This window comes from Ferdinandcohnia sp. Marseille-Q9671 (assembly GCF_976954385.1).
The window spans coordinates 553,405-567,518 of record NZ_CDRJTA010000001.1 but is presented as its reverse complement, the minus strand read 5'-3'; the positions used below and the strand labels follow the sequence as shown (position 1 = coordinate 567,518).

The window sequence follows — 14,114 nt, the reverse complement described above, 5'->3', positions numbered from 1 at the left end:
AATGAAAAAAGCTAGCATTGAATTCGAAAACGGAGAAAAAATCGTTGCTGAGCTGTATCAAAATGAAGCACCAGGAACTGTTGCAAATTTTGAAAAGCTTGCTAATGAAGGATTTTATAATGGATTAACATTCCATCGTGTAATTCCTGGATTTGTTGCTCAGGGAGGTTGCCCAAGAGGAAATGGAACGGGTGGACCAGGTTATACTATAAAATGTGAAACAGAAGGTAACCCACACAAGCATGTTGCTGGTGCATTATCCATGGCGCATGCAGGGAAAGATACTGGAGGAAGTCAATTTTTCATCGTACATGAACCACAACCTCATTTAGATGGAGTTCATACAGTATTTGGTCAAGTAATCGAAGGATTGGATTCAGTCTATCGTATTCACCAAGGTGACGTTATGAAAGAAGTTAAAGTTTGGGAAGAGTAATCAAATTGACACAGCAGGTCTTTCTTGTTGTGTCTTTTTTTTAGTTAAGGAATAATAAATATCTTGAGACTTTAGGCTAAGCGTCTCGTTCTAGTTCCAACGCCTAGACCCTCGAGGGTCATTAGCCAATATAGAATGTAAGGCAAAGAGCGCCTTTATTCTAAATCGACTTATGCTTGTTGGACTTGCACAAAGTGTCAGTCTTTAGTAAAGGTTTCGCTTTCGAGGCGCTTGCGCTTTTGTTCTTGTCTATAATTAGTCGAGAGGTGAGTTGTGTGGAAAAAGGAAAATGGGCTGTTTTTATTGTATTGGCCATTTTATCTCTTGCGTGGGGATTTATTTATTGGCTATTTATCGTGTGAAAATACAAGAGCATGTAGCGATCACTTTTAATAAAAGTATGAGAAAGTCTTAAATTCGACAAAATAATAGTAATTCATGTTATACTATTTAAAATCGAACGCTATAATAATTTAATACTTTCCTTCGGGGTCAGGTGAAATTCCTAACCGGCGGTGATGAACCTTTTGTTCTAAGCCCGTGACCCATTTTAATGTCTGAACATATTGATGTTTGACAAGCTGATTACTGCTATGAGTGGTATTTATGTACACTTCATTTAAAATGGTGGACTTGGTGAGAATCCAAGGCCGACAGTATAGTCTGGATGGGAGAAGGATTTTAGTACTGGTATGTGAAAAAAATGCTCATGTTACCTCTATTTGTGTTGAGCAAATATACATATTTTGATACTTTAATTACGACCATTAAGACCCAGAGATTCTAATTTCAGGGTCTTTTTTGTTATTTTTGGAAAAATTGAACTCCCATAACGTTCATTAAATAAGAAAGGAGTGAGCAAAAAGTGAGGGATCAAGACTATATGAATCTGGCCATTAATGTAGCTAAAGCGGGCGTTGGCCAGACAAATCCGAACCCAGTTGTAGGTGCAGTTGTTGTAAACGAAGGACGTGTTGTAGGAATTGGTGCACATTTAAAAGCAGGAGAGCCACATGCAGAGGTACATGCGATTCGTATGGCTGGTGAGGATGCCCAAAATTCAACAGTATATGTAACGCTAGAACCTTGTAGCCATCATGGGAAAACACCACCATGTGCGGATTTATTAATTACAAATAATGTGAAACGTGTTGTGATTGCAACCACTGACCCGAATCCTCTTGTTGCAGGAAAGGGTATTGCAAAATTAAAAGCAGCTGGGATTGAGGTAGAAGTAGGGGTATGTAAGGAACAAGCAGATGCACTTAATTCTGTATTTTATCACTTTTTAGATAAAAAAATTCCTTATGTTACATTGAAATCTGCAACAACCCTTGATGGAAAGATAGCGACCGTTACAGGGGAAAGTAAGTGGATAACTGGTGAAGAAGCTCGAAATGATGTCCATTTATATCGGAGTATTCATGACGCCATATTAGTAGGTGTTAATACAGTTCTAGTTGATAACCCAAGTTTGACGACTCGATTACCAAATAGTATGGGGAAGAATCCAATTCGAATCATCTTGGATTCTACGTTACGAACGCCACTTGATGCAAAAGTAGTAAATGACGGTAAGGTACAAACCTGGATTATTGTTACAAATAAAGTCGACCAAGATAAAGTTAACAAGTTTGCTGAGAAAAAAAGCGTTCGGGTTATCCAAATGCATGAACCAACTATATCCATAAAAAAATTGCTAAGTCGATTAGCTGAAGAAGGGATAACGTCAATCTTTGTTGAAGGTGGAGCCGGGGTAAATGGTAGCTTTTTAAAAGAGAAGGCTATTAACCAAGTGATTACTTATTTTGCTCCAAAGTTGTTTGGTGGAAAACAAGCGCCAACCTCAATCGGCGGAACTGGTATCGAAGAAATTGATGATGCCATTCAATTAAGAATAAAGTCGGTTGAACAGATTGGCGAAGATGTAAAAATTGTGGCTGAACCCATCTAAAGAGAGGGTTGAAAAGAATGTTTACAGGAATTATAGAAGAAATTGGGAAGATTAAAGCTATAAATGGTTCGCAGGATGCGGTTGAAATGGTCATACAAGCAAAGCGAATCTTAGATGACGTTAACCTTGGTGACAGCATTTCAGTGAATGGGGTATGTTTAACAGTAACTTCTTTTACGACTGATGGATTTACAGTGGATGTAATGCCAGAAACAGTAAAGTCCACCTCATTACGTGACTTACAACGGAATCATGTGGTTAACCTTGAAAGAGCCATGTCAGCAAATGGACGGTTTGGAGGACATATAGTCTCAGGTCACGTCGATGGAATTGGCAAAATTGTACGGAAAGAACCAAAAGGGAATGCTGTCTATTATGAAATAGAGGTTCCTAAAGAAATCGTCCAATTTATGATTATGAGAGGCTCTGTTGCTGTTGATGGAACGAGTCTAACGATATTTGGACTTACAGAGAATACATTTACACTATCACTAATCCCACATACGTTAACTGAAACAATACTGCGCGAAAAAGGTGTGGGGGATAGTGTGAATATCGAATGTGACATGCTTGGTAAATATGTAAAGCAGTTTATTCAACGTTCATTTGAGAAAAAGGAACCAGTAAAATCATCAATCACTTCAAGTTTTTTAGAAGAACATGGATTTAAATAAGAAGGGGGGAAGATAACATGTTTGATCAAATTGATGAGGCACTTACAGATCTTAAGCAAGGTAAGGTAATTATTGTCTGTGATGATCAAGATCGTGAAAATGAAGGAGATTTCATTGCAATTGCGGAGAAGACAACTCCTGAGGTAATAAATTTTATGATAACCCATGGCCGTGGTCTTGTTTGTACGCCAATAACGGAATCACTTGCAAAAAAACTCAGTCTCGACCCAATGGTGGGACATAATACAGACCCACATGGTACAGCATTTACAGTTAGTATTGACCATAAGACCACGACAACGGGAATTAGTGCACATGAGCGGGCTACAACAATAATCGAGTTACTAAATCCAGAAACGAAAGCGTCGGATTTAAAAAGACCAGGTCATGTGTTTCCTTTGATTGCAAAGGAAGGAGGGGTTCTCCGCCGAGCTGGCCATACGGAAGCAGCCGTTGATTTAGCCACTCTTTGTGGTGCTAAACCTGCGGGTGTAATTTGTGAAATTGTAAAAGAAGATGGGTCAATGGCAAGGGTTCCTGATCTGCGAAAAATTGCAGATGAGTTTAATCTGAAAATGATTACTATAGAAGAACTCATACGTTATCGTAATCAAAAAGAAAAGTTAGTAAAAAGGGAAGTTGAAGTAAATTTACCAACTGAATATGGAGAGTTTAAAGCTATTGGCTACTCAAACATAGTTGATGGAAAAGAACATGTAGCGCTCGTAAAAGGCGAAATAAGTGAAACAGAGCCAACCTTAGTTCGAGTTCAATCTGAATGTTTAACTGGGGATGTATTTGGGTCAAAAAGATGTGACTGCGGAACACAGCTTCATGCAAGCCTACGTCAGATTGAGAAGACTGGTTCAGGTGTACTCCTATACATGCGTCAAGAAAGTAAGGGAAATGGACTACTTAACAAGATGCGTGCATATAAGCTACAGGAAGAAGGAGAAAAATCGGACGAGGCGAATGTAGGGCTATTACCCAATTTAAGGGATTATGGCATAGGTGCGCAAATCCTTAAAGATTTAGGGATATCCAAAATGCACCTTCTAACGAACAATCCTAGAAAAATAGCTGGGCTTGAAGGGTATGGTTTAGAAGTAGTCGAACGAATTCCTATTCAAATGGATAAAGAAATAGCAGAAAATTCAAAGGTAGGACAAATGCTTCATTTTTAAAGAAATAGAACAAATAACTATTAACACAGGAGGATATATATGAATAAGATTTATGAAGGACACTTAGTTGGCACTGGTTTAAGAGTAGGAATAGTTGTTGCACGTTTTAATGAATTTATCACAGCAAAGCTTTTAACTGGAGCATTAGATGCCTTTAAAAGACATGGTGTTGAGAATGAAAATGTTGAAATCGCGTGGGTACCTGGTGCGTTTGAAATTCCACTAATTGCAAAGAAAATGGCTGAATCAAGTAAGTATGATGCTGTTATCGCTTTAGGAACTGTTATTAGAGGTTCTACATCACATTATGATTTTGTATGTAATGAAGTAGCAAAAGGATTAGCTGCTACCGCGCTTTCAACTGGTAAACCAGTGATGTTTGGGGTTTTAACAACTGATACAATTGAACAAGCAATTGAAAGAGCTGGTACAAAAGCAGGAAATAAAGGTTGGGATTCAGCTGTTTCTGCCATTGAAATGGCGAACTTAGCGCGTTCATTTGATTAATTGTCGAAGGTAGTATAGATCTGGAAAGTCTTGGATATAATTTAAATTTAAGGGTATTCCAAAAAGACTATGGAAAAAAGGACTGGAAAATGGTAATCTTAATAAATGTATTGAGGTTAGTCCAAAAGTAGTAGAACGTTCAAAGAGACTGGTGAAATTTCATTCTCCTATTTGAACGTAAACTAGAAGGAAAGTTTTTCGATAATGAGGGATTTATATGTTAGTTCGTTATAAAAAGAATTATGAAAAAATCGCAATGGGGCTTCTTTCATTTATGCCTACTGAAAAGGAATTAAAGAATCTGCAAGCAACTATGAAGCAATATGAAGAAGATGATACGAAGCAGTTATTCTTATGGAAAGAAGAAGATATTGTAGGAATTATCGGAACAACAATCCAAGACGGGAATTTTGTAGAAATCCAACACATTTGTGTTAATCCATCCCATCGCTATCAAGGGATTGGAAAAAGGATGGTTAGAGCACTTAACGAGCACTTTCCAGATCGAGAATTACGACCTAATGAACATACCGCAGCGTTTTTTGAGAAATGTGATTTCTCAGAGGACGAAAAATGTGAAGAGGGACAGTCATAAGACTGTCTCTTTTATTTTTTTCTGCTTTTTTGTTTTAAAAGAATCTGTTTCTGGCGTTCAGCAATGACGTCACTTCTATCCCGAAGCTTATGTTTATGAATTAATTCCTTATCCGATAAATCACTTTTTGCTCCCCATTGTTTTCCTTTATCTGATGCTAGTGATTGACAGATGGCTAAAAGATCGTCAACTATGGGTAAATTAATATCTACATAAGAAACACCGCTTTTAATATCTTGATATTTTCCTTGTAATACTTCAATAAGCTTCTCATCCTGTATGCCTATTCTTGACAAGGCGTATTTGTGCTCCTCACAAATTGTTATTGCACTTTTCATCATTCGTAGAGCTCCAGATATATTTCCGCGTCGTTGATGATAGAGCGAAACTGCAATTTGAATCAACCCGACCCAATGAGGTTTTCTTTCTGTTGTCGGGTCTTCCTTCCAATACTCCTCTAAAATTTCATGGCATTCAAAATAATCACGATCACAATGGAAATGTATTAAATAATCGATAAAGGCTTTTGGATACAAGTGGCACAACACTCCTTTAACACTATGTATGGATAGTTTATCATAAATAACGGAACCAAATCATGGAAAAAGTAAAGTGTTCAGCGAATTTACTGAACACTCTACTCATATTTGAGATTCGTTTTCGATGTCTAGCTGCACCGCCTAACCCCTCGAGCTCAAAAAAATGTGGCAATAAAAGTCAAAGAACGACTTTTTGTTCCAGTACTTTTACATGTCGGAGTGACACAGGAAGTGCTGACTCAACGCTTGCCACAGGACGTGGCAGAAGTTAGTCGATGTTCCTCTTGAAATGCTTTTCGCATTACGATTTTAGAACCATGCAGCTCCAACGATAATTAAAAGAATAAACAACACTACGATTAAGGCGAATCCGCCTCCGAAATTGTATCCGTCACCCATTTTTAAATACCTCCTATTCATTTCCTAGTTACACGGTTATAATATGACCTTTTAGATTTGTTGTGTGGGCGAGTGTCCTACATTGAATAAAATTTTTACATTTGTTTTTGGAGGTATAAATATCCAATTTTCAATTATAGCTTGATTACAAATAATGCTCTATACTATTAGTATGTTAAAATAAAATATATGAAATTTGTCATGAAGGGTATTTTTGGTGGTATGAGCGTGGATTTACAATATAATGTTAAAATTGATTCCTTTGAAGGTCCTTTAGACCTTCTTTTACATCTAATCAATCGGTTAGAAATTGATATCTATGATATACCTGTTTCTGAAATAACAGAACAATACTTAATGTATATACATGCAATGAAGGTTTTACAATTAGATATTGCAAGTGAATATCTGGTGATGGCAGCAACTTTATTAGCAATAAAAAGTAAAATGTTATTACCTCAACATGAGGATGAACTTTTGGACGGGGATACAGAAATCATCTATGAAGAAGATCCGCGTGAAGAACTAATGAATCGATTAATAGAATATCGAAAATATAAAAACGCAGTTGAAGATTTAAAGTTATTAGAAGAGGAACGTTCGCAGTTATTTACAAAGCCTCCTAGTGATCTAAGTGAATTTTCGAAGGATACGGCAATTGATTATTCGTTAGATGTCAATATTTATGACATGTTGGGGGCATTGCAAAAACTAATGCGTCGAAAAAAGTTACAAAAACCGTTATCAACTAGAATAACAAGACAAGAAATCCCCATTGAAAAAAGAATGGAAGAAATTATTAATGAACTAAGAGGATTCCAAGGAAAAAAGAAGTTTACGGAGCTTTTTCCCTACCATGATAAGAACCATATAGTCGTTACTTTTCTTGCAATTCTTGAATTAATGAAAAAAAATGTCGTTTTAATTGAGCAACAAAATAACTTTTCTGAAATTTATATTTCTAGTAGTGAGTTTTCAAAAGTTGACGAAGTATAGCATTTGATGACTTATTGAATATACTCTAGTATGGAAAGGGATTATACGTAATGAATTTAGTAGATGTGAAAGCTATTGTGGAAGGGTTACTTTTTGCTGCGGGAGATGAAGGTTTAACCTTAAAACAAATGGCGGTTGTGTTAGAAGTTAAGGAAAGTACCGCTTTAGATATCGTAAATGAATTAAAGGATGATTACCTTAACTTAGGACGTGGCATTAATCTAGTAGAGGTTGCAGGAACCTATCAATTAACTACCAAAAAGGAACATGCTGTTTATCTTAAAAAACTAGTAGAGTCCCCATCTGCAAGTTCTTTGTCTCAGGCGGCCTTGGAGACTCTTGCTATTATTGCTTATCGTCAGCCGATTACAAGAGCTGAAATCGAGGAAATTCGGGGAGTTAAAACCGAGAGGCCAATTAATACATTAACAGCAAAAGCACTTATTAAAGAGGTTGGGCGTGTAGAAGGTACAGGCAGAGCTATTTTATACGGAACAACGAAAGAGTTTTTGGAGTATTTTGGTTTGAAAACCATAAAAGAATTACCTCCACTTCCTGACAAGGTAGATGAAGACTATGTACAAGAGGAAGCGGACCTATTTTTTGAAAGATTTCAAGAAACAATCGATGATTCAAATTAAACACACCTTTGACCTACAAAATATGGTAATATAAAATAATAATTGTAAAATTGGTCGCTAATGAGGTGAAAATGTGTTAATCAAACAGTGTAGTGGATTTGAGTTAGAAAAGACGTTGAAAAATACATTCGAGGACTTTTACAACCAATCAGAAGTAACCTTTATTGAAAATGGTGAGGAAAAAACATTCCGTGTGCTTTATTTACGTTATTTCGATGAACAAATTTCATCATTTATCCCGTTTGATGAGGATCCTATTTTTACAATTCAATCAAAAGAAGTTTATTTTAGAGATATTGTAGCATTGGCCTGTTTACTAACAAATCCAGGATATCGTCATCGTAAGCGAGTGTTCATCAATGAGCTGCGAGAATTCGAACAACATTTCAAAGGATTACAATTTGATAGGCTACAAGAAATAATGACACATCTTACTCAAAACAAAGATTATGAAATTAAATCACCATTGGAATTTACCCAACATAGGTAGACTGTAAGAAACCCCAATTGAAGGTAATTGGGGTTTTAACTTATTGGACTCGCGGCTTTGTTGGGTCACAATCAGGTTGATTAATTTCATTTGTGGTTTGTGCTAATTTGATTAGATAATAACATTCTTCTCGTGCCATATGGTCCGCCATTAGTGGAGTTAAAACTCCTAATATCTCTTTATTTAACTCCATTTCTTCTAATTCTTCTAAAAATCCTTTGAATATCTGCATCTCTATTTCTACATCATTATTGAAACGTGAAAGTGCAGGGAATTCATATTGACTTGTACGTAAGAATCCTACGAGTTCAACCGCTTTTAAATAAAAATCCTCCCACTCCTTCATGAATGTTTCGCTTTTTTTGACCAGATCTTTCTCAACACGATCTAGGTTAGATGCGATACCTCCTGCATGTCCTGCGGCGTCTAACAGCCAAATTAAGTGATGATGAAGTGCGTGCGTAGGAGGTACATTCTTGCCCTCCACTAAAAATCTTGAAACTCGTAGCCATTCATCTAATTCATTTACCATATGATTAATAAAAGAGGGGGTAAGACTAATTTTTACCTGACCTACCAAATGGTCTTTAATAATATCTAGTTTAAAAGTACGAAGGTGTTCACTAGCTGTTCTTGCTTCTCGAATTAAACTTATTAAGTCATTTGTTTGAACTGGTTGTCTGGAGGCATCTAATAACCGATCAAAAATCATCATAAATTGCTGCGCTTTTGATATTCTTTCTTTTTCACTTGGTGCTAAAGAATCATGTAAAAATCTGCTATGGTCACCTAGTACTTGCATCCAAAACTCGGTCTCAAATAATGCTTCCTCATGATAAGTACGATTCAAACGATTCATCCCCTTTACCTCCTAAATGATGCTTTTCTCTATGCTGTTCTTATTCCTACTCAAAACGAGCCAATTGAAACAAGTGCTTTTCCTCATGGTCTTCCATATGTATCTGTATGATTAATGAGCATAAGTGGTGAATTTGAAATATATTTTCCCAAGTTCATAGTCACGAATCTAGGTAATATGCATACGATAGTGACGATTATATCTGTAGGAGGGACAGTATGAACAATACTGAAAGCTACGAAAAATATGTGATACATGTAAAAGAATGGGTAGGGAAAATGAGGAGTTTTCTAATGAATAATAGGAATGAAGAAATAGAATCTTCGCTTAAAAATCTTTCAAATTTCTTAGAGACAATTGAAGAAAGTACTTCACCTTCTACCTTGATGGAACTCCAAGAACAAGTGGAGAAGCTTTATGATGTTGGGCTACGATTCGCTGAACAAAACAGTGGTGCACAGGCAGAGATAAGGAGGGTTGGAATTGGACAACATACCCTACCTCCACTACCGTATAGTTATAGTGCACTTGAACCATATATATCGGAAGAGATTATGAGACTCCATCATGATAAACACCATAAGAGCTATGTAGATGGGTTAAACAAGGCGGAAAAAATGATGGAAAAGGCACGAGACACTGGGGACTATGACCTCTTGAAACATTGGGAGAGGGAAGCTGCGTTTCATGGATCTGGTCACTACCTCCACACAATTTTTTGGTCAATTATGAAGCCAAAAGGAGGAGGTATGCCAGGGCGAACATTGCTACGTCAAATCAATAGGGATTTTGGTAGCTTTGAGGTTTTTAAACGGCATTTTAGTGAAGCAGCCAATAAAGTGGAAGGTGTTGGATGGGCAATATTAGTATGGGCACCAAGAGCAGGGCGGTTAGAAATCCTACAAGCAGAGAGACATCAATTCATGACACAATGGGATACGATTCCACTACTCGTACTGGATGTATGGGAGCATGCCTATTACCTACAATATAAAAACGTGCGTGAAGAATATGTGAAGAATTGGTGGAACATAGTGAATTGGGATGAGGTTGAATATAGATTCCAGGAGGCATCTAAAATAGATTGGAAGCAATATTAAGTTATATATTTTATCCTGCTGGCCAAGAGACGGTCAGTTTTTTTGTTCATAGTGGTCTAGCGACAAGCCCCTCGTGGTCATAAGCAAATCCGTCAAGAAAGATTAAAAACAATTTTCTTGACGGATTTTATTCTTGTCGTACTCACAGGGATGCTGACATTGATGTTGCAACAGGACGTGGCAGTAGTTTGTCGATGTTCCTCTTTTTAGGCGTATGCACTTTTCAATGTTTGTACATATTTTATTCATATAGGTGGATATGTTTCGCATACACTTTTACAAAACAGCAAAAGGGACGGGGATCGAATGACTTTTTTTCGGACAAGATTTTTTACACTTTTTATCATTATTATGATTCTCATAGGCGTACTTCCTCAAAAAACAAGTGCACTTTCTGTTAGTGCAAGAAGTGCCATCTTAATAGAGCAAGAGTCTGGTAGAATTCTGTATGAAAAAGATGCACATAAAAGAATGAGAATCGCTAGCATCACAAAGATCATGACTGCTATTATCGCAATCGAATCAGGAAAACTAAACGATATGGTAAAGGTTAGTAATAAGGCTGTAGGCACTGAAGGGTCTTCCTTATATTTACAGCCAAATGAAGAAATTAAGCTTGAGCATTTAGTCTACGGATTAATGTTGCGTTCTGGCAATGATTCTGCAGTTGCGATTGCAGAGCATGTAGGAGGAAGTTTAGATGGCTTTGTTTTTCTTATGAATCAAAAGGCAGAAGAGATAGGGATGCAGAATACGGAATTTGCAAACCCTCATGGACTGGACGACCATGAAAATCATTTTTCAAGTGCCTATGATATGGCTATATTAACACGCTATGCCATGAAGAATGAAAAATTTAGAGAGATATCTAGTACGAAGGTTTACCGTGCTCCGAATCCCAATGAAAAATGGGATCGCGTTTGGAGAAATAAAAATAAACTTCTCACCAAGCTATATCCATATAGTACAGGAGGTAAAACAGGCTATACAAAACGTGCAAAAAGAACATTGGTCTCAACAGCATCAAAGGATGGAACGAATCTAGTAGCGGTTACAATTAACGCTTCCGATGATTGGAATGATCATATGAGAATGTTTAACACTGCTTTTGATACGTATGACGTAGTTAAAGTAGTGGAGGAAGGAGAACTAAAAGATATTAAGCAAGACTTTTATAAAGGAAAGGTATTTGTTGATCATACTTTTTTCTATCCACTGACAGAGCAGGAAAAAAAGGACATAAAAGTTGATATTAATCTACTTGATCCCGAAGAGAATCATTGGCGGAGTCCAGAAACAGTTCCTGATATCGTCGGGACACTAACAGTTAACCTTGGAGATAATACAATTGAAGAAATGCCAATCTATTTTGATAATGGAAATGTCGATAAACCAAAAAAATCCTTCTGGGAAACGTTAAGAAGTATTTTCTTAGTAATACTAGGAGTTAGATAACGATGGTAAATATAATATGGGTTGCAATGACTATTATTGGGATTGTTTTTGCGATAGTGAATGGAACAATCAGTGAGGTAAACGAAGCAATCTTTAAAGGGGCATCTGAAGCAGTTACAATCTGTATTGGGTTAATAAGTGTACTGGTATTTTGGTTGGGGCTAATGAGAATTGCACAAGAAGCTGGCCTGTTGGAAAAGCTCTCTAGATTATTCCGTCCACTGGTAAGTCGATTATTTCCAGAGGTGCCAGTAAATCATCCGGCTATGGGCTATATGCTTTCGAACATGATTGCCAATATGTTTGGTTTAGGTAATGCTGCTACACCAATGGGAATAAAAGCAATGGAGCAGCTAAGAGAACTTAATGGTGGAGGTACTTCAGCAAGTCGCTCAATGATTACGTTCTTAGCGATAAATACATCAAGCTTAACGCTGATTCCTACAACGGTTATTGCCATTAGGATGACCTATGAGTCTGCTAATCCAACTGAAATCGTAGGAACTACTCTAATAGCGACCATTTGTTCAACAATGGGTGCCATATTAATAGATCGATATTTTTATTACCGAAGAGTGAAGAAAGGTGGCGCTTAATGATGCAAATGATTAACACCATATCACTCTGGCTCATACCAGCAATAATCGGTTTTATACTTTTATACGGTACCGCGAAACGAATTCCAACGTACGAAACATTTGTTGAGGGGGGGAAGGAAGGGATTAAAATAGCCTTTTCCATTATCCCGTTTTTAGTTGGAATGTTAGTGGCAATTTCTATTTTTCGCGCTTCAGGCGCAATGGAATTTTTCGTTAACTTAATACGGCCGGCACTGGAATTCGTCGGGTTCCCGGCAGAGGTTGCTCCATTGGCCTTAATTAGGCCGATTTCTGGTACAGCCGCACTTGGGATGACTACAGATTTAATTGCTACATATGGACCCGATTCGTTTATTGGAAGACTTGCCTCTACCATGCAAGGTAGTACGGATACTACATTTTATGTCCTAACTGTTTATTTTGGAGCTGTGGGGATTAAAAAAATGGGGGATGCTTTAAAGGTTGGTCTTTTAGCAGATTTTTTAGGGATAGTTGCAAGTATCGTAGTTGTAACCTTACTGTTTGGGTAGTAAAACCTCCTGGCAAATCACCATATAGTGTTTGTCCTTGATTATTTGAATTAAAAAGGAATACCATTTATTTTCCCTCTTAAATAGTTTACTCATTAATTTCAAGCAAAGACGTTACTATCTTTGTTTATATTCTGAAACACGCATTTGCGTGTTTTATTTTTTTTGTAATTGTAATTTATATAACAAGAGGAATACATGAAATTCTAGAAGTTAATAGGAAACTACTGGAATGGACATACTAGAAAATGTTTTTATCTTGTGAAAATGCTAAGAAACAAGTAAGATGTTTAAGGGGTGAAAATAGATGGAACGTTTGCAAAAGGTCATTGCACATGCCGGTGTAGCTTCTAGGAGAAAAGCTGAGGAGCTAATTGTAGCTGGTCAAGTTAAAGTAAATGGAAAGATTGTTAAAGAGCTCGGAATTAAGGTAAGCCATAATGATAAAATCGAGGTAAGCGGGATTCCTTTAGAGAGAGAAGAGCCTGTTTATTTTTTATTTTATAAACCACGTTCTGTCATATCTAGTGTTAGCGATGATAAAGGTAGAAAGGTTGTAACCGACTTTTTTCAAGAAATTCAACAGAGGATTTATCCAGTTGGAAGGCTGGATTATGATACGTCAGGCTTGCTCTTGTTAACAAATGATGGTGAGTTTGCAAATCTGTTGATGCATCCAAAATACGAAATTGAAAAGGTATATGTTGCGAAGATAAAAGGAATACCTCCAAAAGAAAAACTTCGTCAATTGGAACGGGGAATAAAACTAGAGGATGGCATGACTGCTCCGGCTAGAACAAAACTAATATCAATGGACAAGCGTAAACAAACTTCTATTGTTGAGATTACGATTCATGAAGGTAGAAACAGGCAGGTTAAAAGAATGTTTGAAGCGATTGGACATGAAGTAATGAAACTGAAAAGAGAAAGATTTGGCTTTCTTACTCTCAATGGACTACATACAGGTGAACACAGAGAATTACAGCCGCATGAAGTGAAACAATTAAGGGCATTAGCAAGTACAAAAAACAATAGATTGTAGTATTTTTGCTATTTAGCCCAAATGAAGTGAAACTATTGTAGAGAAAGCTAGCTTTCACGTTCCGTTTCATTTGGGCACCTTTTTAGTATTGCTAACAGGTGAGTAAAAGTCTCT

The 14,114-nt window shown here is 36.9% G+C and carries 17 protein-coding genes and 1 riboswitch; of the genes, 14 read left to right on the top strand and 3 right to left on the bottom strand.

All coding sequences use genetic code 11. From position 1 onward, the window contains the following. Nucleotide 1 precedes the first annotated feature (1 nt). The 6 genes from ACWNMY_RS03050 to ACWNMY_RS03025 all read left to right on the top strand — a co-directional run bounded on the left by ACWNMY_RS03050 (nucleotide 2) and on the right by ACWNMY_RS03025 (nucleotide 5,350). Nucleotides 2-436 (top strand): peptidylprolyl isomerase, encoded by a 435-nt coding sequence (locus ACWNMY_RS03050; RefSeq protein ID WP_449536815.1) that lies wholly within the window; start codon nucleotides 2-4, stop codon nucleotides 434-436. A gap of 478 nt (nucleotides 437-914) precedes the next feature. After that, nucleotides 915-1,119, top strand: a riboswitch (FMN riboswitch). 182 nt (nucleotides 1,120-1,301) lie between these two features. Then, complete coding sequence (gene ribD, locus ACWNMY_RS03045) at nucleotides 1,302-2,390, top strand: bifunctional diaminohydroxyphosphoribosylaminopyrimidine deaminase/5-amino-6-(5-phosphoribosylamino)uracil reductase RibD (RefSeq protein WP_449536814.1); 1,089 nt, start codon at nucleotides 1,302-1,304, stop codon at nucleotides 2,388-2,390. Nucleotides 2,391-2,407: 17 nt separating this feature from the next. Beyond that, nucleotides 2,408-3,064, top strand: a complete 657-nt coding sequence (gene ribE, locus ACWNMY_RS03040; RefSeq protein ID WP_449536813.1) for a riboflavin synthase — start codon at nucleotides 2,408-2,410, stop codon at nucleotides 3,062-3,064. Nucleotides 3,065-3,081: 17 nt separating this feature from the next. Beyond that, on the top strand, nucleotides 3,082-4,248 hold the full coding sequence (locus tag ACWNMY_RS03035) for a bifunctional 3,4-dihydroxy-2-butanone-4-phosphate synthase/GTP cyclohydrolase II (protein WP_449536812.1): 1,167 nt from the start codon (nucleotides 3,082-3,084) through the stop codon (nucleotides 4,246-4,248). A 39-nt stretch (nucleotides 4,249-4,287) separates the two neighbouring features. Continuing rightward, nucleotides 4,288-4,755: a 6,7-dimethyl-8-ribityllumazine synthase gene (ribH, locus tag ACWNMY_RS03030; RefSeq protein WP_449536811.1), complete on the top strand. Its 468-nt coding sequence runs from the start codon at nucleotides 4,288-4,290 to the stop codon at nucleotides 4,753-4,755. Between the two features lie 217 nt (nucleotides 4,756-4,972). Further along, on the top strand, nucleotides 4,973-5,350 hold the full coding sequence (locus tag ACWNMY_RS03025; RefSeq protein WP_449536810.1) for a GNAT family N-acetyltransferase: 378 nt from the start codon (nucleotides 4,973-4,975) through the stop codon (nucleotides 5,348-5,350). Between the two features lie 11 nt (nucleotides 5,351-5,361). Here ACWNMY_RS03025 and ACWNMY_RS03020 read toward each other — a convergent pair whose 3' ends face one another. Continuing rightward, complete coding sequence (locus ACWNMY_RS03020; protein WP_449536809.1) at nucleotides 5,362-5,886, bottom strand: DUF309 domain-containing protein; 525 nt, start codon at nucleotides 5,884-5,886, stop codon at nucleotides 5,362-5,364. A 312-nt stretch (nucleotides 5,887-6,198) separates the two neighbouring features. Then, nucleotides 6,199-6,288, bottom strand: coding sequence for a YjcZ family sporulation protein (locus tag ACWNMY_RS03015; RefSeq protein WP_077618657.1), 90 nt, complete (start codon nucleotides 6,286-6,288; stop codon nucleotides 6,199-6,201). 222 nt (nucleotides 6,289-6,510) lie between these two features. On the opposite strand from ACWNMY_RS03015, the gene ACWNMY_RS03010 reads away from it, so the two are divergent. The 3 genes from ACWNMY_RS03010 to ACWNMY_RS03000 all read left to right on the top strand — a co-directional run bounded on the left by ACWNMY_RS03010 (nucleotide 6,511) and on the right by ACWNMY_RS03000 (nucleotide 8,415). Next, a complete protein-coding gene (locus ACWNMY_RS03010; RefSeq protein WP_449536808.1) occupies nucleotides 6,511-7,284 on the top strand; it encodes a segregation/condensation protein A in 774 nt (257 codons plus the stop codon). 50 nt (nucleotides 7,285-7,334) lie between these two features. Then, entirely contained in the window at nucleotides 7,335-7,925 is a 591-nt protein-coding gene (gene scpB / locus ACWNMY_RS03005) for an SMC-Scp complex subunit ScpB (RefSeq protein WP_449536807.1), read from the top strand. A 73-nt stretch (nucleotides 7,926-7,998) separates the two neighbouring features. Then, entirely contained in the window at nucleotides 7,999-8,415 is a 417-nt protein-coding gene (locus tag ACWNMY_RS03000) for a hypothetical protein (RefSeq protein ID WP_449536806.1), read from the top strand. Nucleotides 8,416-8,455: 40 nt separating this feature from the next. Here ACWNMY_RS03000 and ACWNMY_RS02995 read toward each other — a convergent pair whose 3' ends face one another. Then, nucleotides 8,456-9,274, bottom strand: coding sequence for a DUF2935 domain-containing protein (locus ACWNMY_RS02995; protein WP_449536805.1), 819 nt, complete (start codon nucleotides 9,272-9,274; stop codon nucleotides 8,456-8,458). Between the two features lie 218 nt (nucleotides 9,275-9,492). Here ACWNMY_RS02995 and ACWNMY_RS02990 point away from each other — a divergent pair, with 218 nt between their 5' ends. The 5 genes from ACWNMY_RS02990 to rluB all read left to right on the top strand — a co-directional run bounded on the left by ACWNMY_RS02990 (nucleotide 9,493) and on the right by rluB (nucleotide 14,000). Further along, complete coding sequence (locus ACWNMY_RS02990) at nucleotides 9,493-10,374, top strand: superoxide dismutase (protein WP_449536804.1); 882 nt, start codon at nucleotides 9,493-9,495, stop codon at nucleotides 10,372-10,374. Nucleotides 10,375-10,680: 306 nt separating this feature from the next. Continuing rightward, complete coding sequence (locus tag ACWNMY_RS02985) at nucleotides 10,681-11,829, top strand: D-alanyl-D-alanine carboxypeptidase family protein (RefSeq protein ID WP_449536803.1); 1,149 nt, start codon at nucleotides 10,681-10,683, stop codon at nucleotides 11,827-11,829. 2 nt (nucleotides 11,830-11,831) lie between these two features. Beyond that, nucleotides 11,832-12,425, top strand: a complete 594-nt coding sequence (locus ACWNMY_RS02980) for a nucleoside recognition domain-containing protein (RefSeq protein ID WP_449536802.1) — start codon at nucleotides 11,832-11,834, stop codon at nucleotides 12,423-12,425. Between the two features lie 2 nt (nucleotides 12,426-12,427). Further along, nucleotides 12,428-12,958 carry a spore maturation protein gene (locus ACWNMY_RS02975; RefSeq protein WP_449538373.1) on the top strand — a complete coding sequence of 177 codons (531 nt, stop codon included), beginning with the start codon at nucleotides 12,428-12,430 and terminating at the stop codon, nucleotides 12,956-12,958. A 307-nt stretch (nucleotides 12,959-13,265) separates the two neighbouring features. Continuing rightward, a complete protein-coding gene (gene rluB, locus ACWNMY_RS02970; protein WP_449536801.1) occupies nucleotides 13,266-14,000 on the top strand; it encodes a 23S rRNA pseudouridine(2605) synthase RluB in 735 nt (244 codons plus the stop codon). Nucleotides 14,001-14,114: the final 114 nt, after the last annotated feature.